This is a genomic window from Methylobacterium tardum (assembly GCF_023546765.1).
In the GTDB taxonomy this organism is placed as follows: Bacteria; Pseudomonadota; Alphaproteobacteria; order Rhizobiales; family Beijerinckiaceae; genus Methylobacterium; species Methylobacterium tardum.
On sequence record NZ_CP097484.1, the window covers coordinates 6,664,009 to 6,689,490 of the forward strand.

Annotated in this window: 22 protein-coding genes and 1 pseudogene; 15 read left to right on the forward strand and 8 right to left on the reverse strand. The window is 70.9% G+C overall.

Annotation, left to right across the window (positions count from 1 at the left end; translation table 11 throughout):
• Positions 1-44: 44 nt before the first annotated feature.
• The 6 genes from M6G65_RS31970 to M6G65_RS31995 form a co-directional block, all read right to left on the reverse strand.
• The gene (locus tag M6G65_RS31970) at positions 45-2,882 is read right to left on the reverse strand and encodes a PAS domain-containing protein (RefSeq protein ID WP_250103347.1); all 2,838 of its coding nucleotides are present in this window, start codon (positions 2,880-2,882) and stop codon (positions 45-47) included.
• 365 nt (positions 2,883-3,247) lie between these two features.
• A complete protein-coding gene (locus tag M6G65_RS31975; protein ID WP_347710469.1) occupies positions 3,248-4,261 on the reverse strand; it encodes an HWE histidine kinase domain-containing protein in 1,014 nt (337 codons plus the stop codon).
• Positions 4,262-4,795: 534 nt separating this feature from the next.
• A complete protein-coding gene (locus M6G65_RS31980) occupies positions 4,796-5,230 on the reverse strand; it encodes a Ros/MucR family transcriptional regulator (protein ID WP_238194267.1) in 435 nt (144 codons plus the stop codon).
• Positions 5,231-5,259: 29 nt separating this feature from the next.
• Positions 5,260-5,616, reverse strand: a complete 357-nt coding sequence (locus M6G65_RS31985) for an Hpt domain-containing protein (protein ID WP_238194268.1) — start codon at positions 5,614-5,616, stop codon at positions 5,260-5,262.
• A gap of 29 nt (positions 5,617-5,645) precedes the next feature.
• Positions 5,646-5,873 (reverse strand): hypothetical protein, encoded by a 228-nt coding sequence (locus M6G65_RS31990; RefSeq protein WP_238194269.1) that lies wholly within the window; start codon positions 5,871-5,873, stop codon positions 5,646-5,648.
• A 102-nt stretch (positions 5,874-5,975) separates the two neighbouring features.
• Positions 5,976-6,653, reverse strand: coding sequence for a LuxR C-terminal-related transcriptional regulator (locus tag M6G65_RS31995; protein WP_238194270.1), 678 nt, complete (start codon positions 6,651-6,653; stop codon positions 5,976-5,978).
• A gap of 195 nt (positions 6,654-6,848) precedes the next feature.
• On the opposite strand from M6G65_RS31995, the gene M6G65_RS32000 reads away from it, so the two are divergent.
• Together M6G65_RS32000 and M6G65_RS32005 are read left to right on the forward strand one after the other, a co-directional pair.
• On the forward strand, positions 6,849-7,724 hold the full coding sequence (locus M6G65_RS32000) for a response regulator (RefSeq protein WP_250103349.1): 876 nt from the start codon (positions 6,849-6,851) through the stop codon (positions 7,722-7,724).
• A 79-nt stretch (positions 7,725-7,803) separates the two neighbouring features.
• Entirely contained in the window at positions 7,804-11,673 is a 3,870-nt protein-coding gene (locus tag M6G65_RS32005) for a CHASE domain-containing protein (RefSeq protein ID WP_250103350.1), read from the forward strand.
• On the opposite strand, the gene M6G65_RS32010 is transcribed toward M6G65_RS32005, so the two are convergent.
• On the reverse strand, positions 11,648-11,911 hold the full coding sequence (locus M6G65_RS32010; RefSeq protein WP_238194273.1) for a response regulator: 264 nt from the start codon (positions 11,909-11,911) through the stop codon (positions 11,648-11,650). The two genes, M6G65_RS32005 and M6G65_RS32010, sit on opposite strands and share 26 nt — an antisense overlap.
• A 216-nt stretch (positions 11,912-12,127) precedes the next feature.
• On the opposite strand from M6G65_RS32010, the gene M6G65_RS32015 reads away from it, so the two are divergent.
• The 5 genes from M6G65_RS32015 (at position 12,128) to M6G65_RS32040 (ending at position 17,094) form a co-directional block, all read left to right on the forward strand.
• A complete protein-coding gene (locus M6G65_RS32015) occupies positions 12,128-12,286 on the forward strand; it encodes a hypothetical protein (RefSeq protein ID WP_373323648.1) in 159 nt (52 codons plus the stop codon).
• 124 nt (positions 12,287-12,410) lie between these two features.
• The gene (locus tag M6G65_RS32020) at positions 12,411-13,853 is read left to right on the forward strand and encodes an MASE4 domain-containing protein (protein WP_250103351.1); all 1,443 of its coding nucleotides are present in this window, start codon (positions 12,411-12,413) and stop codon (positions 13,851-13,853) included.
• Entirely contained in the window at positions 13,850-14,827 is a 978-nt protein-coding gene (locus M6G65_RS33615; protein ID WP_284042366.1) for an ATP-binding protein, read from the forward strand. Before M6G65_RS32020 ends, M6G65_RS33615 begins: the two co-directional genes overlap by 4 nt.
• 399 nt (positions 14,828-15,226) lie before the next feature.
• The gene (locus M6G65_RS32035; RefSeq protein ID WP_250103352.1) at positions 15,227-16,759 is read left to right on the forward strand and encodes a sensor domain-containing diguanylate cyclase; all 1,533 of its coding nucleotides are present in this window, start codon (positions 15,227-15,229) and stop codon (positions 16,757-16,759) included.
• A gap of 116 nt (positions 16,760-16,875) precedes the next feature.
• A complete protein-coding gene (locus M6G65_RS32040) occupies positions 16,876-17,094 on the forward strand; it encodes a hypothetical protein (RefSeq protein ID WP_238194276.1) in 219 nt (72 codons plus the stop codon).
• 10 nt (positions 17,095-17,104) lie between these two features.
• On the opposite strand, the gene M6G65_RS32045 is transcribed toward M6G65_RS32040, so the two are convergent.
• Positions 17,105-18,094: an HWE histidine kinase domain-containing protein gene (locus M6G65_RS32045; RefSeq protein WP_238194277.1), complete on the reverse strand. Its 990-nt coding sequence runs from the start codon at positions 18,092-18,094 to the stop codon at positions 17,105-17,107.
• A 248-nt stretch (positions 18,095-18,342) separates the two neighbouring features.
• Here M6G65_RS32045 and M6G65_RS32050 point away from each other — a divergent pair, with 248 nt between their 5' ends.
• The 8 genes and pseudogenes from M6G65_RS32050 (at position 18,343) to M6G65_RS32085 (ending at position 25,390) form a co-directional block, all read left to right on the forward strand.
• On the forward strand, positions 18,343-18,816 hold the full coding sequence (locus M6G65_RS32050; protein WP_250103353.1) for a DUF3597 domain-containing protein: 474 nt from the start codon (positions 18,343-18,345) through the stop codon (positions 18,814-18,816).
• A 73-nt stretch (positions 18,817-18,889) separates the two neighbouring features.
• A complete protein-coding gene (locus M6G65_RS32055) occupies positions 18,890-19,027 on the forward strand; it encodes a hypothetical protein (protein WP_197430732.1) in 138 nt (45 codons plus the stop codon).
• A 188-nt stretch (positions 19,028-19,215) separates the two neighbouring features.
• The gene (gene gntA, locus M6G65_RS32060; RefSeq protein ID WP_238194279.1) at positions 19,216-19,920 is read left to right on the forward strand and encodes a guanitoxin biosynthesis heme-dependent pre-guanitoxin N-hydroxylase GntA; all 705 of its coding nucleotides are present in this window, start codon (positions 19,216-19,218) and stop codon (positions 19,918-19,920) included.
• A 341-nt stretch (positions 19,921-20,261) separates the two neighbouring features.
• The gene (locus M6G65_RS32065) at positions 20,262-21,494 is read left to right on the forward strand and encodes a cation:proton antiporter (protein WP_250103354.1); all 1,233 of its coding nucleotides are present in this window, start codon (positions 20,262-20,264) and stop codon (positions 21,492-21,494) included.
• Positions 21,495-21,536: 42 nt separating this feature from the next.
• A complete protein-coding gene (locus M6G65_RS32070; RefSeq protein ID WP_238194281.1) occupies positions 21,537-21,824 on the forward strand; it encodes a hypothetical protein in 288 nt (95 codons plus the stop codon).
• A 98-nt stretch (positions 21,825-21,922) separates the two neighbouring features.
• A pseudogene (locus M6G65_RS32075) lies at positions 21,923-22,914 on the forward strand (SDR family oxidoreductase).
• A gap of 84 nt (positions 22,915-22,998) precedes the next feature.
• Complete coding sequence (locus tag M6G65_RS32080) at positions 22,999-24,177, forward strand: zinc-dependent alcohol dehydrogenase (protein WP_238194282.1); 1,179 nt, start codon at positions 22,999-23,001, stop codon at positions 24,175-24,177.
• A gap of 136 nt (positions 24,178-24,313) precedes the next feature.
• The gene (locus M6G65_RS32085; RefSeq protein ID WP_238194283.1) at positions 24,314-25,390 is read left to right on the forward strand and encodes a patatin-like phospholipase family protein; all 1,077 of its coding nucleotides are present in this window, start codon (positions 24,314-24,316) and stop codon (positions 25,388-25,390) included.
• Positions 25,391-25,482: the final 92 nt, after the last annotated feature.

Consider the following 25,482-nt stretch of genomic DNA (forward strand, 5'->3'; position numbering starts at 1 on the left):
CGGGGGTGAGCGCAGAACGCGGCGTCAGGACGTTCGTTGCTCGGTCACACGCTCCGATGCCCGGACTGGAGCCCGAGGACCTGGTGCAGGATGCGGCCCAACTGCTCGGCCGAGTACGGCTTGTGCAATAGCTCGAACCCGTGCGTGCCCTCCTGGGCAAGCACGTGGCTGTAGCCCGAGGCCAGCACCACCGGCAGGCCGTGCAGCCGACGCTGCAGCTCCTTGGCGAGGGCCATGCCGCCCATGCCGGGCATGACCACGTCCGAGAACACCAGGTCGAACCCGTTGCCGGTCCGCCCGAGCCGATCCAGCGCCTCCTCGGCGTTGGCCGCCCAGGTCGGGCTGTAGCCAAGGTCCTCCAGGATCTGGGTGGCGAACTGGCCGACCCCGACGTTGTCCTCTACCACCAGCACGCATTGGCCAGCCCCGAGGGGAGCCATTCCGTGGTCCGGGCGCGAGGCACTCGCCGGCAGCTCCTCCGGCGTGACCTCCGGGAGGTAGAGCGTGAACGTCGCGCCTTCTCCGACCGTGCTGCGCACGTCGACGTCGCCGCCGGACTGCTTGGCGAAGCCGAACACCTGGGACAGGCCGAGGCCAGTGCCCTTGCCGACCTCCTTGGTCGTGAAGAACGGCTCGAAGATCCGACCGAGTCGCTCCGGTGGGATTCCCGCGCCGGTGTCGATCAGCGATACGGCCGCGAACGCCTGGTCCGAGCCGGCGTGACCGCGGATGGCGGGCAGGGCCGCGCCGCGGACGAGGCGCAGGGTCAGCGTACCCTCACCGTCCATGGCGTCCCTGGCATTGACGGCCATGTTCACCAACGCGGTCTCGAACTGGCTCAGGTCGGCCCTGATGAAGCATGGCTCATCCGGCACCTCCGCGAGGACGCGCACCCGGGCGCCGGTGACCGTATCGAGCATGTCGGCGATGCCGCTCACCCGCTGCCCCACGTCGAACACCTCGGGCTTGAGCGCCTGGCGCCGCGCGAAGGCGAGAAGCTGGCCGGTCAGCTTGGCGGCCCGTTCGACCGTGTCGGAGACCGCGTCGAGGTAGCGGCCCTTGCGCTCCTCGGCGAGGTCCGGGCGCCGCAGGAAATCGACCGAAGATCGGATGATGGTAAGCAGGTTGTTGAAGTCGTGCGCCACGCCCCCGGTCAACTGCCCGACCGCCTCCAGCTTCTGGGACTGGCGCAGCGCCTCCTGCGCCTGCGCGAGCTCGGCCTGGTCGCGCAACCTCTCGGTGACGTCTGTCACGAACTGGTAGCAGCCGATGCGCTCGCCCCGTTCGTTGCGCAGGGTCCGGAAGCTGATCTCGTAGTACGGACGGACGCGGGCGGGGTCGCCGTAATCCTCGATGATCGTGACCTCCTCCCCGGCCAGGCCACGGCCCCAACCAGCACGGACCTGGGCACGGTGCTCGGGCTGGTCGGCGAGCAGGCCGAGCATGTTGTCACCGACTTTGGGTCGGACGCCGTAGATGCGCTCGAACTCGTCCGCGTTGGCCTTGTTGATGGCCAGGATGTCGTAGTCGAGGTCGGCCGCCATCACCATGGCGTCGGTGCGCTCGACGATGGTGGCCAGGAGGTCGCGCTCAGCCGTGCGCTCGGAGACCTGTTGCTCAAGCGTGGCGTTCAGGACGCGCAGCGCCTCCTCCATGCGCTTGCGTTCGGAGATGTCGGTGAAGAAGATGGCGACCCGGTGTGCGGCGGGGTCGCCCACCCGCAGCGCGCGCACGTCGAACCAGCGCCCGAACACCTCGGCCCAGTTCTCAAGATGCGCGGGCTGGCCGGTCAGCGCGACGCGTCCGTATGTCTCCAGCCATTGGGGCTCAAGGTTCGGTGCGAACTCGCTGACCCATCGTCCGGTCACGTTCGCGCCGGTCTGCCGCTCGAAGGCCGGGTTGGCTTCGGTAATGCGGTAGTCGATGGCCCGGTTCGTCTCGTCGAACTTCATCGCGATGATGCAGAACCCGACGTCGATGGTCTCGAACAGGGTGCGGTACCGGCTCTCGCTCTCGGCGAGCGCGGCTCGCGAGCGCACCTGCTCGGTGACCTCGTAGCCGCCCACGAAGATGCCCGTGACCGCCCCCGCCTCGTCGCGGATGGGCTGGTACAGGAAGTCGAGGTACCGGTCGTCCCCGTCGGTGAAGCGGATCGGGACGGTGCGGGCGGCGAAAGCCTCGCCGGTCGCGTAGACCCGGTCGAGCAGCTCGAAGAAGCCCTGGTCGCGCAGCTCCGGGAATACATCCCGGACCGGTCGACCGATGTAGTCCCGCTGGCCTGCGACGGCGATGTAGGCGTCGTTGACGTACTCGAAGACGTGCTTCCGGCCGCCCAGGACGGCGACGAACCCGGGCATCTGCTGGAGCAACGCCTGCTGCCGCTGCCGCTCGGACGCGGCCTGGCGCTCCGTCAGGACCTGCCGGGTCGTCTCCGTGCAGGCGCAGAACAGGCCGACGGTCCGGCCGTCGTCCCCAGGCACCGGCGTGTAGGAGAAGGAGAAGTGGGCCTCCTCCGGGTAACCGTTCCGGTGCAGCGTGAGCTGCAGGTCGTCCATGTGCACGGGCTCGCCCGCGAACACGCGGTCCATCAGAGCGCCGACCTCGTCGCGGACCTCCGGCCAGGTCTCGAAGAACGGGCGGCCCAGGGCCGCGGGATGCCGCGCGCCCAGCATGGGCGCGTAGGAGTCGTTGTAGACCAGCGTGCGGTCGGGCCCCCAGGCGATGAACATCGGCTGGCGCGAGTTGAGCATGACGCGCATCAGGGTCACGAGCGATTGCGGCCAGTGCTGCGGCGACCCGAGCGAGGTGGTCGCCCAGTCGTGATCGCCCATCAGCGCGCCCATGAAGCCGCCTGCCGCGAACAGCGAAGCCTTCGTGGTCATCGGCTCAGGCTCGGTCCCCACGGAGTGTCGGCCGAACCGTCGAGCCAGGCTGCCCAGGTGCCTCCGCACGAAGGCGGAGCGTCCGCCTGGTCGATGGGCTGCCGCTGCGGGCGGCAACGGGTGCGGTCAGGGCAGTGGGGCGGTCGCGTCCGGCAGGCATGCCACACACCTAGCACAGGTGGCCCTCCGGTGTTGTTCTCCGCGACATCGTCGCCCATCGTTCCCGGACGCGGCCGTCGACGCGTTTGCAAGGTCGACAGGGGCGAGCGGCTCAAGAGGGAGGGAGAGAACGGGCGTGGGGTAGATCACGATGCCGAAGTCCGCACCTTGCGCCTGGTGACCTACCGACGGCCGCCGCGCATCCCTCACCGCACGCGCGGCAGCAAGACGGCGGCGCTCACCCTCAGGCCGTCCGGGTCGAAGGCGACGTCGACCTTCCCCTTGAGACGGTACGTCAGCAACCCGTTGAGCAATTCCATGCCGAAACCCTCCCGGCTCGGCAGCGCCACGGGCGGCCCGTCATGCTCGTCCCAGGTCCAGCGCAGGACCGGTCCGGCAGGGCTCTCGTCGACCGTCCAGGTCACCTCCAGGCGACCGTCCGGGTCGGCAAGCGCGCCGTGCCGGATGGCGTTGACGGTCAACTCGTGCAGCGCCATCCCGACCGGGACCGCCAGCTCGGACGCGAGCGGAACCTGGGGTCCCTGCAGCGACACGCGCGAGCGGCCCGGCTCCAGGTAAGCCTCAAGTTCCGTCCGGAGCAGTCCCTCGAACGACACGGTCTGCGTCCGCGCGTCGGTGATCAGGGTGTGGGTCTTGGCCAGCGAGGCGATGCGGCCGGTGAACACCTGCCGGAAGTCCGCCAGCCCCATCGGCGAGCGCAGGCTCGCGTTGAGCACCGCCTGGACGGTCGCGAGGGTGTTCCTGACGCGGTGATGGAGTTCGCGGACGAGCAGGCCCTGGCTTTCCTCCGCCGCGTGCCTTTCTGTGACGTCGCGCTGCGCCGAGACCCAGTGGCCGATCCGCCCGTCGGGGTCGCGCACGGGCGTGATCAGCCATTCGACCGTGTAGGTCGAACCATCCTTGCGGTAGTTCACGGCCTCGCCCTGGAACGGTTCGCCGGCCGCGAGCGCCGCGCGCATCCGGTCGATGACGGCGCGGTCCGTCCCCGAGCCTTGGAGGAGGCGGGGATTCAGTCCCAGGACCTCTTCCGCATTGTAGCCGGTCATGCGGGTGAAGGCTGGGTTCACGTACTCGATGCGCGGACCGGGTTCTTCGAGCGCGGCGGAGGTGATGAGTACGGCTTCCCCGCTGGCCTCGACCGCGGCGAGCAGGAGACCGGCATCCGTCGGAACCCGTTGCGTCGCGTTCCGATCCCGCACGTCCACCGCTCCCGATCCTCGGCGCCAGGCCGTCCTGGGCGCCAAGCCGGCCCCGACCCGGGCATGACTTACAACCGACCGTGGCCGCCCAGGTTTCCGGCGCCTGTCGGGGAGGGACCGTCCTTGGCGAACCGAAAGGCGGGTCCACCTCCCTGGCCTAGCCGTGCCCGAAGCCGGTGCCGGAGCGCGCACGTCGGAAGACCCGCAAGCCCCCGTTTGCGACCGAGCGAAGCCAGCCTTGTGCATGACTCGCGCGGTCACGATGGGGCTCTCCGCCCGAGTGCTCGCATGTGCTACGGTCACGCCGATCTCGGGTACCCACGCGGCTGCTTTCGAGCGTTGCTTCGGCCGTGACCAACGGCAGAGGCGGGTCGCATGTGGAAACGTTCGGTCGACCATCCGCTTTCGAACGTGCCTCGGTCGATAAGATTGAGGGACGAGACCGAAGCCCAGGCGAATGCGCGACGACCGATACTACGAGGTTCGCCCCTGCGCACCGGTATCCTGATCGGTCGGTCGGCCTAGACGCATCAATCATGCATATCGCTTCCCGAGTCCGATGGACTTCGCGATGTCGGCGCGTAGGGCGGAGTAGGCCGGGCAGACCATGGGATAGTCGGGCGGCAGTCCCCACTTCCGACGGTATGCGTCAGGGGTGAGGCCGAGACTGCCGAGATGGCGCTTGAGCGAGGTGTAGCGCTTGCCGGTCTCAAAGCTTTTGATCCCGCCGGGTCCCAGCGATGCTCGGACCTGCGCCAGGGTCGGCCGCCCGCCGAGGGGCGACTCCACACCGGAGGACGGTCTTCCGGCCGCCACGATGGGCCACCGGCTCGCGAGCGCGGCGTGGACCTCGACGATCAGGTCCGGGAGCCGGCTCGCCGGCACCGCGTTCGCGGCCACGTAGGCGCTGACGATACGGCACGACGTATCGATCGCGCCCGCTGGGGCGCGCCGCTCTTGGTTCCTCATGGCTGTGACCTCTTCGGGAGATGGCGCCGTCAGGGCGCAGGTGGTCCAAGGTTCGGTCCGAGCGCCGCCACGGTTGCCAGGGCCGAGGCCATCGCCGCGCGCAGGTCGTTCAAACGGGCCAGGGGTACGGAACCGTGCGTCCCGGCAACGTCGACGGCCTCGCAGGCCTGCGACACGCGCCCGAAGCCCATCAGGCCGGCCTCCGACTTGAGGCGATGGACGCGGGCCAGCCCGGCCGGTGCGCGCAGGTCGTCGTCGGTCATGTCGGCGAGCTCCGCCAGCGTGTCGCGGAGCAGGCCTAGCATCTCGGCGGCGCGCTCGGCCCCGAGGAGCCGCCCCACCTGCTCGAAGGTGGTCTGGTCGATGTCGCCGGTCATGTCACTCATGGGTTCGTGCATATGCTTGCGGATATCGCTCAGCGCCCGGGATAGGGCGAGGCCAGGACCACCCGCACGGTGGGCAGCGAGGCTGGCATGGCAGGGTGCGCCAACGCCTGGCTCGACGAAGCTGCGGTACCGATGGGTCCGGAGATCAGCGCCAGGACCGGCAGCGCGCCGTGTCTGGGAGGCACCGTCGTTCGGAGTCCGAAGCCGACCCCGACGGTAGCGGCGGCGAGTGCGGCGGGAATCAGGAGGTGGGTCATGGCGGGCGTGTCCGGCGTTCGATGACCCATTGTTTGCCTCCGGGGAAACGCCGTCATCTCGGCCTGACGGACGTGTGCGGGCCGCCGAATAGACCTCCTGGCCTATGGCGACGTTCGCACTCGACCGAGGTTGGCCCCGCCCCAGGCCGCTGCGGCGGACCTGTTGGCGACGCCGAGTGCCTTGAGGAGCGCGGCGACGTGGATCTTGACCGTGCCCTCCCCGAGGGCGAGCGAGCGGGCGATCTCCTTGTTCGACTGCCCGGCGACGATCAGGTCGAGCACCTGGCGCTGGCGCGGCGTGAGGGCGGCGGTCGGGTCGCGGGCGGCTTCCCGCCAAGCGGCCGGCGCCGTCGGCGCGCCCTCGCCGGGCACCCGGGTCACGAAGGCGGGCACGTAGACGAAGCCGTCGAACACCATTCCCAAGGCCTGGATCAGCTCCTCGACCGAGGTACCCTTGGGTACGAAGCCGTGCACCCCGGCCCGCAGGGCGAGGAAAACGTCCTCGCGGTCGGTCGAGCCCGAGACCACGACCGTCAGGACCTCCGGGAAACACTCGCGCACCGCCGAGAGGCTGGCGGCGCTCTCCATCCCGGGCATGGCGAGGTCGAACAGCGCGACCCGGACGTCCGGCTGCTCCGCCAGCGTCTCCAGGGCTTCGTCGAGCGAGCCGGCCTGATGGACGCCGTCAAGCCCGAGATGGCCGGTGAGGATGCTCGCGAGGGCGATCCGGAAGAACGGGTCGTCGTCGGCGATGACGGCTTGGCCTGCGACGCGTGGCATCCCTGACGGTCCTTCGGCCCCCGTCCGCCCCGATGTCGGCAATCCGGCCCGTTCGTGTCGCGGACATAGGCCAGGTGGTCTAACTGCGGCGGGTTTCACCCCCGTGAAGTCTACTGGATCGCGCGCCCCGACGCATCGTAGCCTGTTGTCACAAGAACGGCGCGCGTCCGTGCCGAGCAACCGGGGGACCGGCGCATGCAATCGCCGTGCAAAAGGCCCGTCGTGGTCGTCGCCGAGGACGACCCCATCGCCCTGCGGATGGTCGCCGCGGAGCTGGAAGCCGCGGGCTGCCAGGCCGTGACTTGCTCGGATGGGATCGCCGCCCTCGAACACGTCGCGTTCGGCGAGCGCCTCGACGCCCTCGTCACCGACGTCCACATGCCCGGCTCGGTCGACGGGCTGTTCCTCGCGACCGAGGTCCGGGCACTGCGGCCCGATTTGCCGGTCGTCTACCTCTCGGGCCGCTCTGTGGAGACCCGCCACATGGTGCCGGGCTCGCGCTTCCTGGGTAAGCCATACGGGATCGGGCGGTTGGCGGACATCGTACGGTCGGTCCTCGGCGCGGGAGCGGAGGAGATGGAGCCGGTCCGCGCCTCATGGTCCTTCCGACTGGAGGCCGAGCGCAGGTTCCTCGTGAGCGGGGACGGCTGGTTAACCGCCTCGGCCGGTTGCCGCCGTCTCTCCGACGGGTTGATCGCGAATGCCGCCGGCATGAAGGTCAGGGTGCGCAAGGACGGCGGGGAGGCGTGGCTGACGGTCAAGGGACCGCGTGCCGGGGTCGTCCGGGCGGAGTTCGAGTGGGAGATCACGACGCCCGAGGCCGACAGCCTCCTGCGGTCGCTCCAGCCCGGGGAGCGGGTCGAGAAGGTCCGCCACAGAGTGCCCCATGGCGGTTCGGTCTGGACCGTCGACGTATTCGAGGGCGACCTCGACGGGGTCGTTCTTGCCGAGGTCGAGCTCGACCGCGAGGACCAGGAAGTGGACCTGCCGGACTGGGTCGGCCGCGAGGTGACGGGCGACCCGCGCTTCTCGCAGGCCGCGCTGCGCGCGATGGAGTGGAAGACGGCATGAGGGCCGGGCTGGGGCGGTACGACGACCGGCGCGGGCCAACCGCGCGACCATCCCGGGGCCTCATCGGGGGATGCTGGACATGGACCGGATGGGATCGGGAAAGAACGGGATCTCCGACTTCGGGAAGACGGGGCCCTGCCCGGCGCCGTGCATCGCGGCGCTGTCGGTCGCAGTCCTCGGCCTGCTGGCCGCGCTCGGGGCCGCACAGTGGACGCAGGCGTGGAACGGGCGCGTCGCGGCGGAACGGTTTCAGGTCGCAGCGGGCCGGCTGGCTTCCGTCATCGACAGGCGGATGACGCGCTACGAATACGCGGTCCGAGGCGCCCGCGGCGCCGTGCTGGCCGCGGGGGAGACCGCGATCACGCGCGACGGCTTCCGACGCTACGCCAACAGCCGGGCTGTGGACCGGGAGTTCCCGGGCGTGCGCGGCTTCGGCTTCGTCCGGCGCGTGCCGGCGTCGGGAGAGGTGGCGTTCCTGGCGGAAGCGCGACGCGATGGCGCCCCGGACCTGCGCATCCGGCAGTTGGCGCCCCACGAGGGCGAGCGCTGGGTGATCCAGTACGTTGAGCCGATGGCGCGCAACGGCGAGGCGGTCGGCCTGGACGTCGCCTCCGAGGACAACCGCCGCGGTGCCGCGCTCCAGGCCATGGAGACCGGGGCCGCGACGCTGACGGCGCCAGTCACACTGGTGCAGGCGACCGGCATGAGGCAGCGCGGCTTCCTCCTATTCCTGCCCGTCCTGCGCGACGGCGCTCCGGCCGCCACGCCTGACGAGCGGCGGGCCGCGACCTTCGGCTGGACCTATGCGCCGCTGGTCATCGACGAGGTGCTCGCGAGCGTGGACCTCGACCTCGACGAGCTCGACGTCGCCATCCGGGACGTCGAGCCGGAGGGGGTCACGCGCTTCTACGTCGGACGCGTGGCATCCGAGGCGCCGGCGGCCGGTCTCGCCGCGACGCGGCGCCTGTCCGTCTTCGGTCGGACTTGGGACGTCGACGTCGCAGCGCGCCCCGCCTTCGTCTCCGGGCTGAACCTCGTCCGCCCCGCGACCGTGGCCGTCGTGGTCGTTACGGGCGCGCTGCTCCTGGCCGGGCTGGTCTACCTGCGCCTCGCAGGGCGCCGGCGCGAGGTGCTCTCTGCCGTCGAGAAGGCGCGGCTGGCCGCCATCGTCGAGAACGCCGACGACGCCATCGTCGGCAAGACCGTTGAGGGCGTCGTGACCGACTGGAACCCGGGCGCCGAGCGGCTGTTCGGCCATGCCGCCGACGAGGCCATCGGGCGCAAGGCCGAGGATCTCATCGTCCCGGGGCACCTGTGGGCGCAGGAGCGCGACGTGCTGCTGCGCATCCGCCGCGGCGAGGTCGTGCCGCCGTTCCCGACGCTGCGGACGCGTAAGGACGGCACGGTCTTCCCCGTCCTCGTCACCGCCTCGCCGATCCGCGCGCCGGACGGCTCGGTTGCCGGCGTGGCGGTGGTCACGCGCGACATCACCGAGCAGGCGGCCGCCGAGGAGCGCATCCACGCGGTCAACGCCTCGCTCGAACGGGAGGTCGCCGAAAGGACGGCGGCTCTGCGAGCGGGATCGGCCCTTCAGAAGGCCGTCCTCGACCATGCCGGCTACGCCGTCATCGCCACCGACATGCGGGGTACCATCACGCTGTTCAACCCGGCCGCCGAACGGATGCTGAGCTACGCCGCCGAGGAGTTGGTCGGCAAGGCGACGCCGGGCGTGTTCCACGACCCGGCCGAGGTCGAGCGGCGGGCCGGTGTCCTGTCCCGGGAATTGGGTCGGCCGGTCGAGGCCGGCTTCGAGGCGTTCGTCGCGAAGGCGCGCCACGGCCAGCCGGACCCCGGGGAGTGGACCTACGTCACCAAGGGCGGCGAGCGGCTCCCGGTGCTGCTGAACGTCACCCTTCTCCGGGCGGAGGACGGGACCGACCTCGGCTTCCTCGGCATCGCGATGGACCTGAGCGAACGGTACCGGCACGAGGCCGAGATGAAGGCTGCCCAGGCCGGCACCTGGAACTACGAGGTCGCGACCGGGCGGGTGCGGCTCTCGGCGGAGTGCGCCCGTCAGCACGGCCTGCCGGAGAGCGAGGCCGAGATCGACGTCGAGGCCGAGTGGAAGCCGCTCGCGCATCCCGACGACGTCCCGCACGTCCTCGCCGACCTCGCGCAGGCCATCGAGGCGGGCGGGAGCTACACGACGGAGTTCCGCGTGCCGCTGGCGGAGGGCGGCATGCGCTGGATCACCGCCATCGGCCGGGTCGAGGCGGACGCCTCCGGGCGCACCGCCCGCGTCATCGGGCTGACGCTCGACACGACCGCGCGCAAGGTCGCCGAGATCGCCCTGTCCGAGGCCAAGGCGGTGGCCGAGGCGGCGCGCGCGGACGCCGAGCGGGCGAACCGCGCCAAGACCGACTTCCTCGCCTCGATGAGCCACGAGATCCGCACGCCGCTCAACGCGGTCATCGGCTTCACCGACCTGATGCTGGCGTCCGGCCGGCTCGACCCCGGCAACCGGCGCCAGGCCGAGCTCGGACGCTCGTCCGGCAACGCCCTGCTGACCGTCGTCAACGACATCCTCGACTTCTCCAAGGTCGAGGCCGGCGCCATCGAACTCGTCGAAGAGCCGTTTTCGCTGTTAGCCATGGTCGACGATTGCGTCTCCATCGTCCGCGGGCCGGCCGACGCCAAGGGCCTGGAGTTCAGGCTGCGCATGGACCCCGGCCTCCCGCGCTGGCTGAAGGGCGACGAGAACCGGCTCCGGCAGGTTCTGTTCAACCTGCTCAACAACGCGGTGAAGTTCACGGCGTCCGGGTCCATCACCCTCGACGTCGCGCCGCAGGGCGGCATCTCGGGCGGCGAGCGCCTGCGCTTCCGGGTCGCCGACACCGGCATCGGCATCCCGAAGGACAAGCAGAACCGCCTGTTCCAGCGCTTCAGCCAGGTCGATGGCTCGATCCAGCGGGACTTTGGCGGCACCGGCCTCGGGCTGGCCATCTGCCGGCACCTCGTCGAGCTCATGGGCGGCGAGATCGGGGTCTCGTCCGTGGAAGGCGGAGGCTCGACCTTCTGGTTCATCGTCGGTCTGCCTCGGGCATCGGCGCCGGCCGAGGCGCCGGCACCTGTGCTCGCTGCCGCACCGCGCCAGAGGGGCCGGTTGTTGCTGGTCGACGATTCCCTCATCAACCAGGAATTGGCGGGCGCCGTGCTGCGCGGAGCCGGGCACGTGGTCGAGATGGTCGGGGACGGGCAGGCGGCTGTCGACGCGGTCAGGGACCGGGCCTTCGACCTGGTGCTGATGGACGTGCAGATGCCGGGCATGGACGGGATGACCGCGACGCGGTTGATCCGGGACTTGCCGGGACCCGTGTCGCGGTTGCCCGTTGTGGCAATGACGGCGAACGTGCTGCCGGAGCAGGTCTCCGCCTTCCGCGACGCCGGCATGGAAGACCACGTCGGCAAGCCGTTCGACCGGGAGCACCTCTACGCGACCGTCGACCGGTGGCTGGCACGGGACGGGGCGGCCGACGTGACACCGCTCCCGGAGCCTGCGAGCCCGGAGTTCGACGAGGATGCCTGGAGCGACGTGCGCCGCTTCCTCTCACCCGGCCGCCCACGCGAGGTGTTGGCGCTGCTCGTCGGGGAACTGGATACCAGTTTCGAGGGCGATGCCGCCGACCAGGCCGTGCGCATCCGCCTCCGGCATCGCGCCCACTCGCTGTCCTCGGCATCGGGCATGATCGGCTTCACCGAGATGGCGACGGCCTGCCACGCGCTTGAGGCCTTCGACGAAGCTCGGGTGGCATCGGAGGGGGTCGACGCGTTCGTCGCGGCCCTGGACCGGGTGCGCGGCCTGGCGGACCGCTGCGCGAGAAGGGCCGAGCGCATGCTGGACGACATGGAGGCTTCGCCGGGCCTTAAGATGGCCTGTGGGCGTGGTTGAGCACCGGCAACGCGGCTCCGTCGTCCGGCTCGGGCCGTGCGTGTCCGGACACGATCTCGATGGCGCTGTGCGGCCACGGGCTGGAGGTATCGCGGGCCACGGCGAACCCGTTCCGCGAGCCCGGCATCTGCACGTCGGTGGACAGTAGGACGATGAGGGCATTTTCCCGGGCGAGGAGCGTCATGGCCTTGTCGCCGTCGCTCGCCTCGAAGGTCCCGAATCCGGTCTCCTCCATCATCCCGACCGCGATCCGATGGACAAATTCGCGCGCGGCGTCACCGTCGCGGGTGAGGATGGGGGTGCCGTTGCCGATCCGTGAAGGGACGTGGTCACGGCCCGAGACCTCGGACCGTCAGATAGCGCCTTGCGGGTCGCGCCATTTCTTCACAGCTATCGGGTCCAGACGGGCATCGAGTTCGGATCTCGCCAAGCAGCGGTCGCGAAGGGCATCCGCGTGAACGCGGTGGCCCCGGTCCGTTCTGACCGGCCCTCCAGCCTTCCGGCGGGCCAGCCGGTGGAGCTCGCGCCTGTCCAAGTGTTCCCGGCGAGCCAGGAGGCGAGCTACGTCACCGGCGAGGTCTACGGCGCCACCGGGGGCAACGGCACCGCCTAGCTCTCTTTGAACCCTGGTCCGCGACGCCACCAAATGGCGCCCGGGCCGGGGTCGTGCTAACCCCAGAGCTTCGCGAGCGACTTACCGGCACGGTCAGCCATCGCGCTTCGTCACGGAGCACACGATGGGCACGACCGCGACGGACCCCACGCTCGCAACCCTCGCGACGGCTCGGGCCGGCCGAAGGCAGCGCCTGCTCGCCGGTTTGGTCAGCCTCGTCTTCGGCTCGGTCACGCTCGCGCTGCTGCCGTTCGCCGCCCAGCCCATCCTGCCGATGCCGGGCTTCGTGCCCGTCTACCAAGCGGCCCTGATCGTGGTCTACGGACTGACCACCTACCTCTTCCTCACCCAGTATCGCCGCACCCGTTCGGGGCCGCTGCTCGTTCTCGGGACCGGCAGCCTCTACGTGACGCTGGTCGTGCTCCTGCAGATGCTGTCGTTCCCGAACGTCCTCGCCCCGGGGCGCATCCTCGGCGGTGGGCCGGACACGACGACCTGGCTCTGGACCTTCTGGCACATCGGACCACCACTCTTCGCGCTGCCCTACGCCCTCATGGAAGGCCATGGGCGCAGCCAGACCGTGGCGCCGGGGCGCGTGGCCGCAGTCGGCCTGCTCGCGATTGCCGGAACCATCGCGACGGCGGCGCTGACCGCGGTGGTCGTCACCCGATACGTCGACCTGCTCCCCAAGAGCGTCGAGGGCGACGATTACCGGCTGCTCACCACCTCGGGCGTAGGCCCGGGAGTAGTCGCCCTGACGGTTCTGGCCCTCGCGGCGCTGTGCTGGACGACCCGGCTGCGGACCGTGCTCCAGCTCTGGCTGGCCGTCTCGCTGCTGCTCCTGGTGTTCGACAACATGGTCACCCTGCCCGGCGCGGCGCGCGGCACGGTCGGATGGTTCACGGGACGCCTGGAGGCCCTCGTCTCCGGCTTCATCCTGCTCGGGGTCTACCTGCGCGAGGTCGACTTTCTCTACGCCCGCGCCGAGGCCACGGCCCGTGAACGGGAGGCGCGCCGGGCGGAGCTGCAAGTCGCGCGCGACAACCTCGCCCTGGCGCTTGAGGCCGCCGAGATGGGCGACTGGGAGCTCGACCTGCGCACCGGTACCTCGCGCCGCACGCCGCGGCACGACGCGATCTTCGGCTACCAGGAGCCGGTCGCGAGCTGGGACGTCGAGGCCTTCGTCAAGCATGTCCTGCCGGAGGAACGCGCCATGGCCAGGGCGGCGCTCGAAGGCGTCGACGGGACCGGGCGCCTCGACCTCAACTGCCGGATCAGGCGGGCCGGCGACAACGCGACCCGCCGGATCACGGCGCGGGGCAAGGTCTACCGCGACGAGGCCGGCCAGCCGCGGACGGTGGCGGGCATCGTCATGGACACGACCCGGCAGCACGAGGCGGAGGAGCGCCTGAACCAGGCGCAGAAGATGGAGGCCATCGGGCAGTTGACCGGAGGCGTGGCGCACGACTTCAACAACCTGCTCACCATCATCGTGGGCAACCTCGACATGATCGTGCGCCGCCCCGGGGAGACGCAGCGCGTCGAGCGCCGGCCAACTCGGCGATGACCGCGGCCAAACGCGGCGCGGAGGTCACCGAGAAGCTGCTGTCCTTCTCGCGCCGCCAGGTGCTCCGACCCGAGACGGTCAACCCGAACCGGCTGCTGAAGGACTTCCGCGCCTTGCTGCAGCGCGCCGTGGGCGAAACCGTCGAGGTCAGGTTCGGCCTCGACGCGAGCCTCGACCCGGTGCGGCTAGACCCCGGCCAGTTCGAGAGCGCGGTGCTGAACCTCGCGGTCAACGCGCGCGACGCGATGCCGGGCGGCGGCACTCTCACGGTGAAGACGTGCAACGCGCATCTCGATGCGGACGAGATCGCCGACCGGCCCGACCTGCGGCCCGGGGCCTACGTGCTCGTCTCCGTCTCGGACACCGGCCACGGCATGGACGACGCGACGCGCGCCCGCGCCTTCGAGCCGTTCTTCACGACCAAGGACGTCGGCAAGGGCACCGGCCTCGGGCTCAGCCAGGTCTACGGCTTCGTGCGCCAGGCCGGCGGCCACGCGCAGATCAAGAGCGAGGCGGGCCGGGGCACCTCCATCGAGCTGTACCTGCCGCGCTCGGCCGAGAAGGCGGTGGAGCCTCGGTTCGACGGCCCGCTGCCGCTGCGCCGCGCCGCCTCAGGCGAGGTGGTGCTCGTGGTCGAGGACGAACCGGCGGTCCTGGAGATGGCGGTCGAGAGCCTGGGCGAGCTCGGCTACCGGACGCTCACCGCGACCCGTGCCTCCGAGGCATTGGAGCGCCTGAGCGGCCCGGAGCGGGTCGACATCCTGTTCTCGGACGTGGTCATGCCCGGTGGCATGAACGGGGTGCAGCTCTCGGTCGAGGCCCGGCGCCTGCGGCCCGGGCTGCGCGTTCTGCTGGCCTCCGGCTACACAGGCACGGCGCTCGACGAGCACGGCGTGCCGGCCGACCTGCCGCTGTTGAACAAGCCCTACCAGCGGGATGAGCTCGCCAACAAGCTTCGGGTCATACTAGGCTGAGGTCAGCCGCCGGGCGTACGCGTCGCGGCCCGCGCCTTCGCACCCGCGCGTGCCGCGTGTTACGCGTCGACCCGGGAACTGGAGGCCGAAGCGGTCACGATGGGGCGGAGCGCTCTTGAGCGACTCGCGGGAACACGACTGCATCATCTATCGGACGTTAGGCAACACGGACTGGATCGAGTACCGCCCTGCCGGCGTGGTGTTCACTGTCGAGGCGCCCGTGCCTGAGCCGTCCGCCTGACCTCGCCAAGCGACGCCGGCAAGTGTCGGGTTCCCCTCAACCGGGCGTTAGGCATCGGACGTTTAAGGGGCCAGGGACAACCCCGGGCGAAAGCCACGGTAAGGCTTTGCGCGTCATAAACCAGGCAACGAGAAGTCCGCCCCGGGGAGTGTCCGACGATGGACCTGCCGACCCGCCTCGCGCAAAGGTTCCGCTCAACCCGCACCTGGATCGCGCTGGGCGTGCTGGCGCCCTTCGGCATGCTCGCCCTGTCGGGCATGATGCTGCTCGACCTGCGCAGCGACGCCTGGGACAAGGCGGAGCAGACCTCGAAGAACCTGCTGCAGGTCATCGAGAGCGACATCGCCCGCAACGTCGAGATCATCGACCTGTCGCTCCAGGCCGTCGCCGACAACCTGAAGGCGCCCGGCGTGGCCCAGGCCGCCCCGGAGCTGCGCCAACTCGTCCTGTTCGACCGGGCGACCACGGCGCGCGACCTGGGCGTCCTGCTGGTGCTCGGCGAGGGCGGCGACATCGTCGCCGAGGCCGCGGCGTGGCCGCCGCGCAAGGGCAACTACGCCGACCGGGAATACTACCAGGTCCACAGGGACCGGGCGGGCCTCGGCCTGCACGTGGGCCGGCCCGTGGTCTCGCGCCTCACGGGCGAGCGGATGATGAATTTCAGCCGCCGCATCGACAAGCCCGACGGCTCCTTCGGCGGCGTCGTGGTGGGCACGATCAAGCTCGCCTACTTCAACCGGTTGTTCGAGCGCCTCGGCCTCGGGCAGGGCGGGGCCATAAACCTGTACCGCGCCGACGGCACGCGCATCATGCGCCATCCCTTCGTCGACGCGGACATCGGCGCCAACATCGCCGACGCCCCGACCTTCAGGCGGTTCGTGGGCGCGCCGAGCGGCGCCTTCACGGGCACCTCGGTCCGCGACGGCGTCGAGCGGTACTACGCCTTCACCCGGGTCGGCGACCTGCCGCTCGTGCTCAACGTCGCGCTCGCCACCGACGACATCGAGGCCGGGTGGCGCGCCAAGGCGGTCGTGGTCGGCGCGGTCCTGCTGCTCCTCTGCGGCCTGACGGCGACGCTGTCGCTGCTCTTCGGGCGCGAGCTCCGCCGCCGCGCCGCGATGCAGGCCGAGCTCGCCCGGCTGTCGGTGACGGATGCCCTGACGGGCCTCGCGAACCGGCGGCGCTTCGACGAGGTGTTCGAGACGGCCTGGGCCAGCGCGCGGCGGACGGGCAAGCCGTTGTCTCTCCTCATGGTCGACGCAGACCACTTCAAGCGCCTCAACGACCGCTACGGCCACGCCGTCGGCGACGCGGTGCTGCGGGGCCTCGCCGGCTGCCTCGCGGCCAGCGTGCACCGTCCTGACGACCTCGTGGCGCGCGTGGGCGGCGAGGAGTTCGTGCTGCTCCTGCCCGACACCGACGAGGACGGTGCGGCGCGCGTCGCCGCCAAGGTCCACGAGGCGGTGGCGTCGCTCTCGGTCGCCGCCGCCGGCATCGGGCCGGGCGCGGTCACCGTGAGCGTCGGCCTCGCGAGCGGCGCCGGCCGGGGCGGCGCGGAGGCGGGGGCGTTGTACCAGGCCGCCGACGCGGCCCTCTACGCCGCCAAGGACGGCGGCCGGAACCAGACCCGGTGCGCGCCGGCTGCCGACGACGGCGGGAGGCCGGCGGCCCTGCGCCTGGTCCATGCCTGATCCGCTCGGCTCGCTAACGGCCCCCGGAAGCGGCATGGCCGAACGGGCGCGTCGGCCCGACGCGGACGCCCGCCGGAGCCGCCAGCGCCCGGGCGCCCTATCTCCGGGGGATGCGGGTGGCGACACTTGAAGGCTTGGCGGTGTTGGCGGTCGGCGTCGTCGTGCTGAACGCCGTCGCCGACGCCCTCGGCGAAGCCGCGATGGCCTGCGACGGCCGTTCCGGCGCGAAGGTCCTGCTGGCGCTCGCCCGCCGGCGGCGGGTCAAGGCCCTGGAGACACAAGGCCGGGTCGCCGCCCTCCTCGACGCCTACGTCGCCCGCCTCCATGTCGGGTGAGGGTCCGCCCTCAGGAGCGCGCCTCGGGCAGCGGCATCCTGATGGAGACGCGGAGTCCGTCGGGTGCGAAGTCGACCTCGACCTCGGCCCCAGTCTGGGTCGCCAGGACCTTGTTGAGGAGCCGATGGCCGAAGCCCTCGCGCGTGGGGTGCGCGGTGGGGGGGCCGTCGTGCTCGGCCCAGTCCCATCGCAGGCCGCGGCCGGCCGGACCCTCCTCGACCCGCCAGGTCACCTGTAGGCGACCGTTCGGGTCGGCGAGCGACCCGTGCCGCAGGGCGTTCGTCGTCAGCTCGTGCAGCGCCATGCCGACCGGCACGGCGAGTTCCGACGGCAGCACGACATTCGGCCCGTCAAGGCTCAGGCGCCCCCGCTCGCCGTACGGGTCCAGCTCGGCCCTGAGCAGCCCCTCGAACGAGGCGGCCTGCCCGGTGTCCTCGGTGATGAGCGCGTGCGTGCGGGCCAGCGAGGCGATGCGGCCCGACAGGGCGCGCGTGAACTCCGGGATGGACAATGAGGAGCGGACGGTCGCGTTCAGCACCGCCTGCACCGTGGCCAGGGTGTTCTTCACGCGGTGGTGAAGCTCGCGCACCATCAGGACCTGCCGGTCCTCGAACGCCCGCCGCTCGCTGACGTCTCGCTGCGCCGAGACCCAGCGCGCGATGCGCCCGTCCGAACCCCGGACCGGCGTGATCAGCCACTCGACGGTGTAGGCCGAACCGTCCTTGCGGTAGTTCAGCGCCTCGCCGTTCGCGGCCTCGCCCGCTTCGAGGGAGGCGCGCAAGCGTTCCAGCACCGCACGGTCCGTTCCGGGGCCTTGAAGCAGGCGCGGCGACCGTCCCATCACCTCCCGTGCCTCGTAGCCGGTCATCCGGGTGAAGGCAGGGTTCACGTACTCGATGCGGGGACCCGGCTCGTCGAGTTCGGCTGAGGTGATGACGATGGCCTCGCCGGCCGCCTCGACCGCGGCCTTGAACACTTCCAGGTCCGGTGCCGGCACCATCGCGTCGTCCAGACATTCCAAGACAGCCACCCAACCCTGGCCCCGGAACGGAAGGGGCTACGGACTAACCTATGGCGGACTGGCCGGTTTCCGGCACGCGCCCCGCCATGGCAGTCATGCCCGCGCCGCGCCGCCGCGGCCCAGGCTTGCACCGGCCAAGGCCGCCGCCAGCCCCTGCCGGAACGCGGCGCTCACCTTCCCGTTGTCGAGCAATCGCCCCCGTGGGGGCCAGGAACGCGGAGGACGGAATGAGCATGTTCGGTTCGATCATGTCGAAGATCTTCGGCGGCGTCAGCGCCAGCGCCCAGGCCGCGGCCCCGCACGCCTCGGAGACACCGAGCGTGTCGACCGCGGCGCAGGGCCAGGACGGCCCGACCGGCTCGGCCAGCGGCGCCGCCGCGCCTTCCATGAGCGGGGCCCCGTCCCCGGTCGCGGCCGGCCCGTCCGGTGCCGGACAGGCGAACGTCGACGTCGGCCAGGTGCTCGCCGGTCTCGCCGCCAAGAAGGGGCAGGAGCTCGACTACAAGCGCTCCATCGCCGACCTCCTGAAGCTGCTCGACCTCGACAGCAGCCTGCAGGCCCGCAAGCAGCTCGCCGACGAGCTCCACTACACGGGCGACAAGGAGGACTCGGCCACCATGAACGTCTGGCTTCACAAGCAGGTCGTGCAGAAGCTCGCCGAGAACGGCGGCAAGGTCCCGGACGACCTCAGGCACGCGTGAACGCCGAGCGGAGACCGTGCTGGGAACGCGGGGGTGGACGGGGACTTCCCGTTCACCACTTCAGCAGACGACCATGACCGAGAAGAAGGGCCACGGCAGCGCGACGGCCAAGAAGGCGAACGCCAAGGCGAGCCACGAGGGCAAATCGAACCCGCGCACCTCGTCCTCGGCCCAGGCCGAGCTCGGCAAGAAGGGCGGCAAGAGCAAGTAGTGACCTGGCCTAGGGGCTGACGCCTACCGGCTCGCCGGCCATCACGCCTCCGCGATGGTCTGCCGGCTGTGGATAGGTAGGGCAGGCTAGCGCGAGCACGGAACGCGGCCTGGACGTCACCGTTGCCTGAGGCCGCGGCGCCTTTACCGGTTCCGCGGGCATCCGTGCGACGTGCGTGCCGAATTCCGATGCAACTACCCCGAGACGATACCAACCACCCCAAGGCAGAGGCATTCCGAGCCTTCATCCGCGACGCCGGCTTCCCGTGCGTCGGCGCCAAGTCGGCCTTGACCAAGGGACAGATGCGGATCCTGGTCGCCCGCGACATCACCTCGGCCTGGGATGACATGCGCATCTACCCGGCGATGATGGCCTTCGCGGCGCGATACCGCGAGAAGCCCGACCTGTTCCAGAGCTTCGCGGTGGTGTTCGAGGGGCCGGTCGACCTCGACGAGGAGGGCTTTGAGCGGCACCTCTGGGATCGGGTGCAGTCCCTGGCCGACAAGGATGCATGGCTCAGCCACCCGTGGGACCGCCGGGTCGCCCAGGAGCCGGACAGCCCGCACTTCTCGCTGAGCTTCGCCGGCGAGGCGTTCTTCGTGGTCGGCTTGCATCCGAACGCCAGCCGGCCGGCGCGGCGGTTCTCCTCGCCCGCGCTGGTGTTCAACCTGCACGCCCAGTTCGAGCAGTTGCGTGCCGTGGGCCGCTACGAGAAGCTGCGCGCTTCCATCCTGCAGCGGGACGAGGCTCTCGCCGGCTCGCTCAACCCGATGCTGGCCCGCCATGGCGAGGCGTCGGAGGCGCGCCAGTACAGCGGCCGCGTCGTCGGCGACGAGTGGGGCTGCCCGTTCCGCCCGCGTTCGACGGAGGCGGGCGCTCCCGGCGCGGCCTGAGGCGACGTCGGCAGGGACTCGCGGCGTCCGGGAACGTTGTCCCGGACCAGTATGGACGCCCCCAAGGGAGCTTCGCGTATGGAACAGGGTGTGGCGATGGCGGTGCTGTGCATCGTCGCCGGCGGCGTCGCCGCCCAGGTGCTCGCTGCCCGGCTGCGCATCCCGGCCATCGTCCTCCTGCTCGGGCTCGGCTTCCTCGTCGGCCCTGTGCTCGGCCTCCTTCATCCCTCCCAGTCGTTCGGGTCGAACCTGCGTCCCCTGATCGGCCTGGCGGTGGCCATCGTGGTGTTCGAGGGGGGCTCGCGCTCGACGTCCGCGAGTTGCGGGCGGCCGGCGAGGGCGTGCTCCGGCTCACCGCCATCGTGCTGCCCATCAACTTCGTGTTGGGCACGCTCGCCGCCCACCTCATCGGCGGCATGCTCTGGGGACCGTCGGCCGTCTTCGGTGCCATCCTGGTGGTCACCGGGCCCACGGTCATCCTGCCGCTGCTGCGCCACGCGCGCTTGGAGCGGCGCTCGGCCGCGTTCCTGAAGTGGGAGGCCACCGTCAACGACCCGGTCGGGGCCATCCTGACCGCCATCGTCATCGAGATCCTGGTCGGTCTGCCCCACCGCTCCGGCGAGGAGGCCCTGACCGATTTGGCGTTGCACCTCGCGGAAGGCGCGACCGCCGCGGCCATCCTCGGCTCCGGCTCCGCCTTCCTGGTGGCCTGGGCCTTCCGGCGCGACCTCGTGCCCGAGACCCTGAAGACGCCCTTGCTGCTGGCGCTGGCGCTCGTCGCCTACGCGGTGCCGAACCTCCTGATGCACGAGGCCGGGCTGATCGGTGCGACCGTGTTCGGCGTCGCGCTGGCCAACCTCCACGTACCCGGCATCGGCGAGCTGCGGCGGTTCAAGGAAGCGCTCGTCGTCCTCATCGTGTCCTGCCTGTTCGTGGTGCTCACCGCCGACCTCGATCCCGCAGTCCTGGGCAAGCTTTCCCTGCCCGTCCTGGCGCTGACGGCCGCGACGCTGTTCGTGGTGCGGCCCGCCGTGATCTGGCTGGCCACCTGGCGCAGCGACCTGACCTGGCGCGAGCGCCTGTTCGTCGGCTGGATCGGGCCGCGCGGCATCGTGGCGGCCGCGGTGGCGGGCCTAGCCGGGCCGCGGCTCAGCGAGGCCGGATACGCCGGCGGCGACCTGATCCAGCCGACGGTGTTCGCCGTCATCGTCGCGACGGTGTTGGCCCACGGCTTCTCGCTGGGGCCGCTGGCCCGCCGGTTCGGGCTCTCGGTCGCGGCGGACGCGGAGCGCCTCGCCATCGTCGGGGCCTCACCCTGGTCGAGCGCGCTTGCCCTGGCGCTGCACCGGGCGGGCGTGCCGGTGCTGCTGGTCGACACATACCCCGGGGCTCTGCGCGCGGCGCGGGCCGGCGGGGTACCGACGCTGCAGGCGGAGCTGCTGTCCCGTGAGGCGGAGGAGGGCTTGGCCGACCAGCCGCCGGACCGCCTGCTCGCGGCGACCCGGGACGAGCTCTACAACGCGCTCGTCTGCACGCGCCTCGCGCCGGAACTCGGTCGCGAGCGGGTCTACTAACTCGCGCCCTCCGCGGACCACCTCCTGCACGTCGAGACCGGCGTGAGCCGGGATCTGCGTGGGAAGGTGCTGGGGGATGGCGGGTTCGACTTCGAAACCCTTGCGGCGAGACACGCCGAGGGATGCCGCTTCGTGGTCGAGCCGGCCGGCCCGGATGCCGGCGACGTGCAATGCCTGCTCGTCATCCGGTCGGATGGAAGGCTCGACTTTCCCTCGGCCGACCACGAGATGGCCGAGGCGGCGGACAGCGACCGCCTGCTCCTGCTTCGCCCACCGAACGGCACGCGTCACGCCGCCGTCCGCGAGCCGGTCACGGCCGGCGCGGCTTAGGCCCGAAGGCACGAAAGCCCGCTCGGCCCGCAACGCTTCGGCGTCTGGCACTTAGCCATGCCGGGCCCCTTTCAGGGGCGACACGGAGCGAACCGGACATGACGCATAAGCCTCTGCGCGAGCAGGTCGTCGTGATCACCGGCGCGTCAAGCGGCATCGGCCTCGCCACGGCGCGCATGGCCGCGGAGCGCGGGGCGAGGGTGGTGCTCGCAGCCCGCAGCGGGGACGTGCTCGCGCAGGTCGCGGACGAGATCGGCCAGAAGGCGGCCTACGTCGTGGCCGACGTGAGGACGTCCAGGCCATCGCCGACAAGGCCGTGGCGACGTTCGGCGGCTTCGACACCTGGGTGAACGTGGCCGGCCTGACCGTGTACGGCCCCTTGCGCGAGATCGCCTACGAGGACCACGAGCGCCTGATCCAGACCAACCTCTGGGGCACAGTGAACGGCTCTCTGATCGCCGCGGAGCATCTGCGCCAGCGCGGAGGCGCGCTGATCAACGTCGGCAGCATCGCCTCCGACCTCGCCTTCCCGTTCCAGGGCCTCTACGCGACCTCGAAGCACGCGGTGAAGGGCTTCACCGACACCCTGCGCATGGAGCTCATCGCGGAGGGCGCGCCGGTCTCGGTCACCCTGGTGAAGCCCGCCTCCATCGACACCCCGCTGCCGCAGCGCGCCCGCAACTACATGGACCGCGAGCCGACCCTGCCGACGCCGATCTACCCGCCCGAGGAGGTGGCCAACGCCATCCTGCACGCCGCCGTGTACCCGCAGCGGGACATCTTCGTGGGCGGCGGCGGCAAGTTGTTCGTGATGAGCAAGGAGTTCGCGCCCGGAGCCTACGACGAGCTCGCCCCGGCCATCATCGCCTTGCAGAAGCGGTCCGAGCACCTTCGGGACCCGCAGGGCGCCCTCCATGCGCCGCGGCACGCCGGGGCGGTCCGCGGCGACCCGCCGGTCTACGTCATGCGCACCAGCGCCTACACCCGAGCCACCCTGCACCCCCTCGCAACGGCGGGCGTGCTCGCCGCCGGCCTGGCCGCGACGGCGGCGGTGATCCTCGGCACGCGGCCCAAGCCGCGCCGTCACTGACCCTTCACGCCCCGCCACGCCCGGAACCGGGTCGCGGCCAACCTTCTTTTCGAACCGGTACCCGACGACCGGAGACGACCGACCATGAGAGCACTCACGTGGCAGAGCCGGGGCAAGATTACCTGCGAGACCGTGCCGGACCCGAAGATCGAGCACGGGCGCGACGTCATCATCAAGGTCACCGCCTGCGCGATCTGCGGCTCCGACCTGCACCTGATGGGCGGGTTCATGCCGACCATGGAGTGCGGCGACATCCTCGGCCACGAGACCATGGGCGAAGTCATCGAGGTCGGTAAGGACAACCACAAGCTCAAGGTCGGCGACCGCATCGTGGTGCCCTTCACCATCTGCTGCGGCGAGTGCCGGCAGTGCAAGTGGGGCAACTGGAGCTGCTGCGAGCGCACCAACCCGAACGGCAAGCTGCAGGCGCAGACCTACGGCTATCCGCTGGCGGGCCTGTTCGGGTTCTCGCACATCACCGGCGGCTATGCGGGCGGGCAAGCCGAATACCTGCGGGTGCCCTACGCCGACGTCGGCCCCATCGTGGTGCCCGAGGGGCTCACCGACGAGCAGGTGCTGTTCCTCTCAGACATCTTCCCGACCGCCTACCAAGCCGCCGAGCACTGCGACATCGGCCCGGAAGACACGGTCGCCATCTGGGGCTGCGGCCCGGTCGGCGTGCTCGCCGTCAAGTGCTGCCTGATGCTGGGCGCCAAGCGCGTCATTTCCATCGACAGCGTCCCCGAGCGCCTCGCGCTGGCCCGGGAGGCCGGGGCCGAGACCATCGACCTGTCCAAGGAGAACGTACAGGACACGCTCATGGAGATGACCAAGGGCCTAGGGCCGGATTCGGTCATCGAGGCGGTGGGCATGGAGTCCCACGGGGCCGACACCACGCTCCAGAAGGTCTCCTCCGCCATCATGGAGCACACCGTCAGCCTGGAGCGCCCCTTCGCGCTCAACCAGGCCATCCTGGCCTGCCGTCCGGGCGGTAACGTCTCGATGCCCGGCGTCTTCGCCGGTCCGGTCGGTCCCGTCGCCCTCGGCGTCCTGATGAACAAGGGCCTGACCCTGAAGACCGGTCAGACCCACATGGTGCGATACATGAAGCCGCTGCTGGAGCGCATCCAGAACGGCGACATCGACCCGTCCTTCATCATCAGCCACCGCTCCACGAACTTGGAGGATGGCCCGGCGCTGTACGACATGTTCCGGGACAAGAAGGACAACTGCACCAAGGTCGTGTTCAAGCCGCACGGCTGACGCCGGACCGTGCCGAACGGGTGAACGCCCGCCTGTATGGGGTGCGGCGGACGCCTGCCAGCCTCTCGCCGGTTCGGATGGCGCCGCGTGCTCCGTCCGATTACGGCGAGGGGATCCTCAAGACACGAAGGCAAGGATGCCGGACAACTCACGCGACCTCGCCCTGGTCTTCGCCGGCGGCAACGCCGTCGGCGCCTACCATGCCGGGACCTACGAGGCGCTGCACGGCCACGGGCTCAGGCCCGACTGGTTCGTCGGCGCGTCCATCGGCGCGGTGACGGCGGCCATCGTCGCGGGCAGCGCCCCCGAGGACCGGGTCGCCAAGCTCCAGACGTTCTGGGACGAGGCGACCCAGGCCACGGGCCCGAGCCCGACCGGGCTGCTCAAGCCGCGCCAGGTCTACAACGGCCTGCACGCCCTCCTTTCGCTGGTCGGGGGGCGGCCGACCATTTTCGGCCACCGGTTCCCGGGCCCGTGGTCGGCGCTGCCGTGGGTCCCGAACGACGTGGCCCTGTTCGACAACAGGCCGCTCCTCCGGACCTTGGAGCGCCTCGTCGACTTCGGGCGGCTCAACCGGGGCGACACCCGCTTGACGGTCGGGTGCGTCGACGTCGAGACCGGCGAGGAGGTCTACTTCGATACGGCCCGCCAGGAGGTCCGGCCGGAGCACGTCCTCGCCAGCACCGCCATCCTGCCCGCGTTCCCGCCGGTCGAGATCGACGGGCGCGTCCTGTGCGACGCGGGCTACACGAACAACCTACCCCTCGACCCGCTTTTCGCGACCGAGCCCGAACGCGACCTCCTGTGCATCGCCTCGGACCTGTTCTCCCTGCGGGCGCCACGTCCCGCCTCCCTCGACGCGGTTCTGGAGCGCGCCAACGACCTCATCTTCGCCAGCCCGCCGCGCCGGGCGATTGCGGGCCTCAGGCGCGAGTACGAGCTTCGGGAACGGCTCGATCCCACGGGGCCGGCGGTGACGCTGCTCCACCTCGTCTACCAGGCGGGCGCCGACGAACTCGCGGCCAAGAGCTTCGACTTCTCACCCTCCTCGATCCGGGACCGCTGGGCCGCGGGCGGAAGGGATGCGTTGCGGGGCTTGGCGCTGCTTCCGCCAGGAGGACAAGCCAACAGCCGCTTCCACTATCTCGCCCTTCCCGACGGCGTCGGGCCGTCGAGTGCCTCAACCCCTCAGGCGGCTTCCGTCGCGGCGTGACCGCGGCGGTGCAGCGGGTGGCCGACCTCGCGACGTCCGGCGAGCTCGACCGGAAACGTCCCGACGCCGACGGAAGCGTGCGTCGGGTCGAG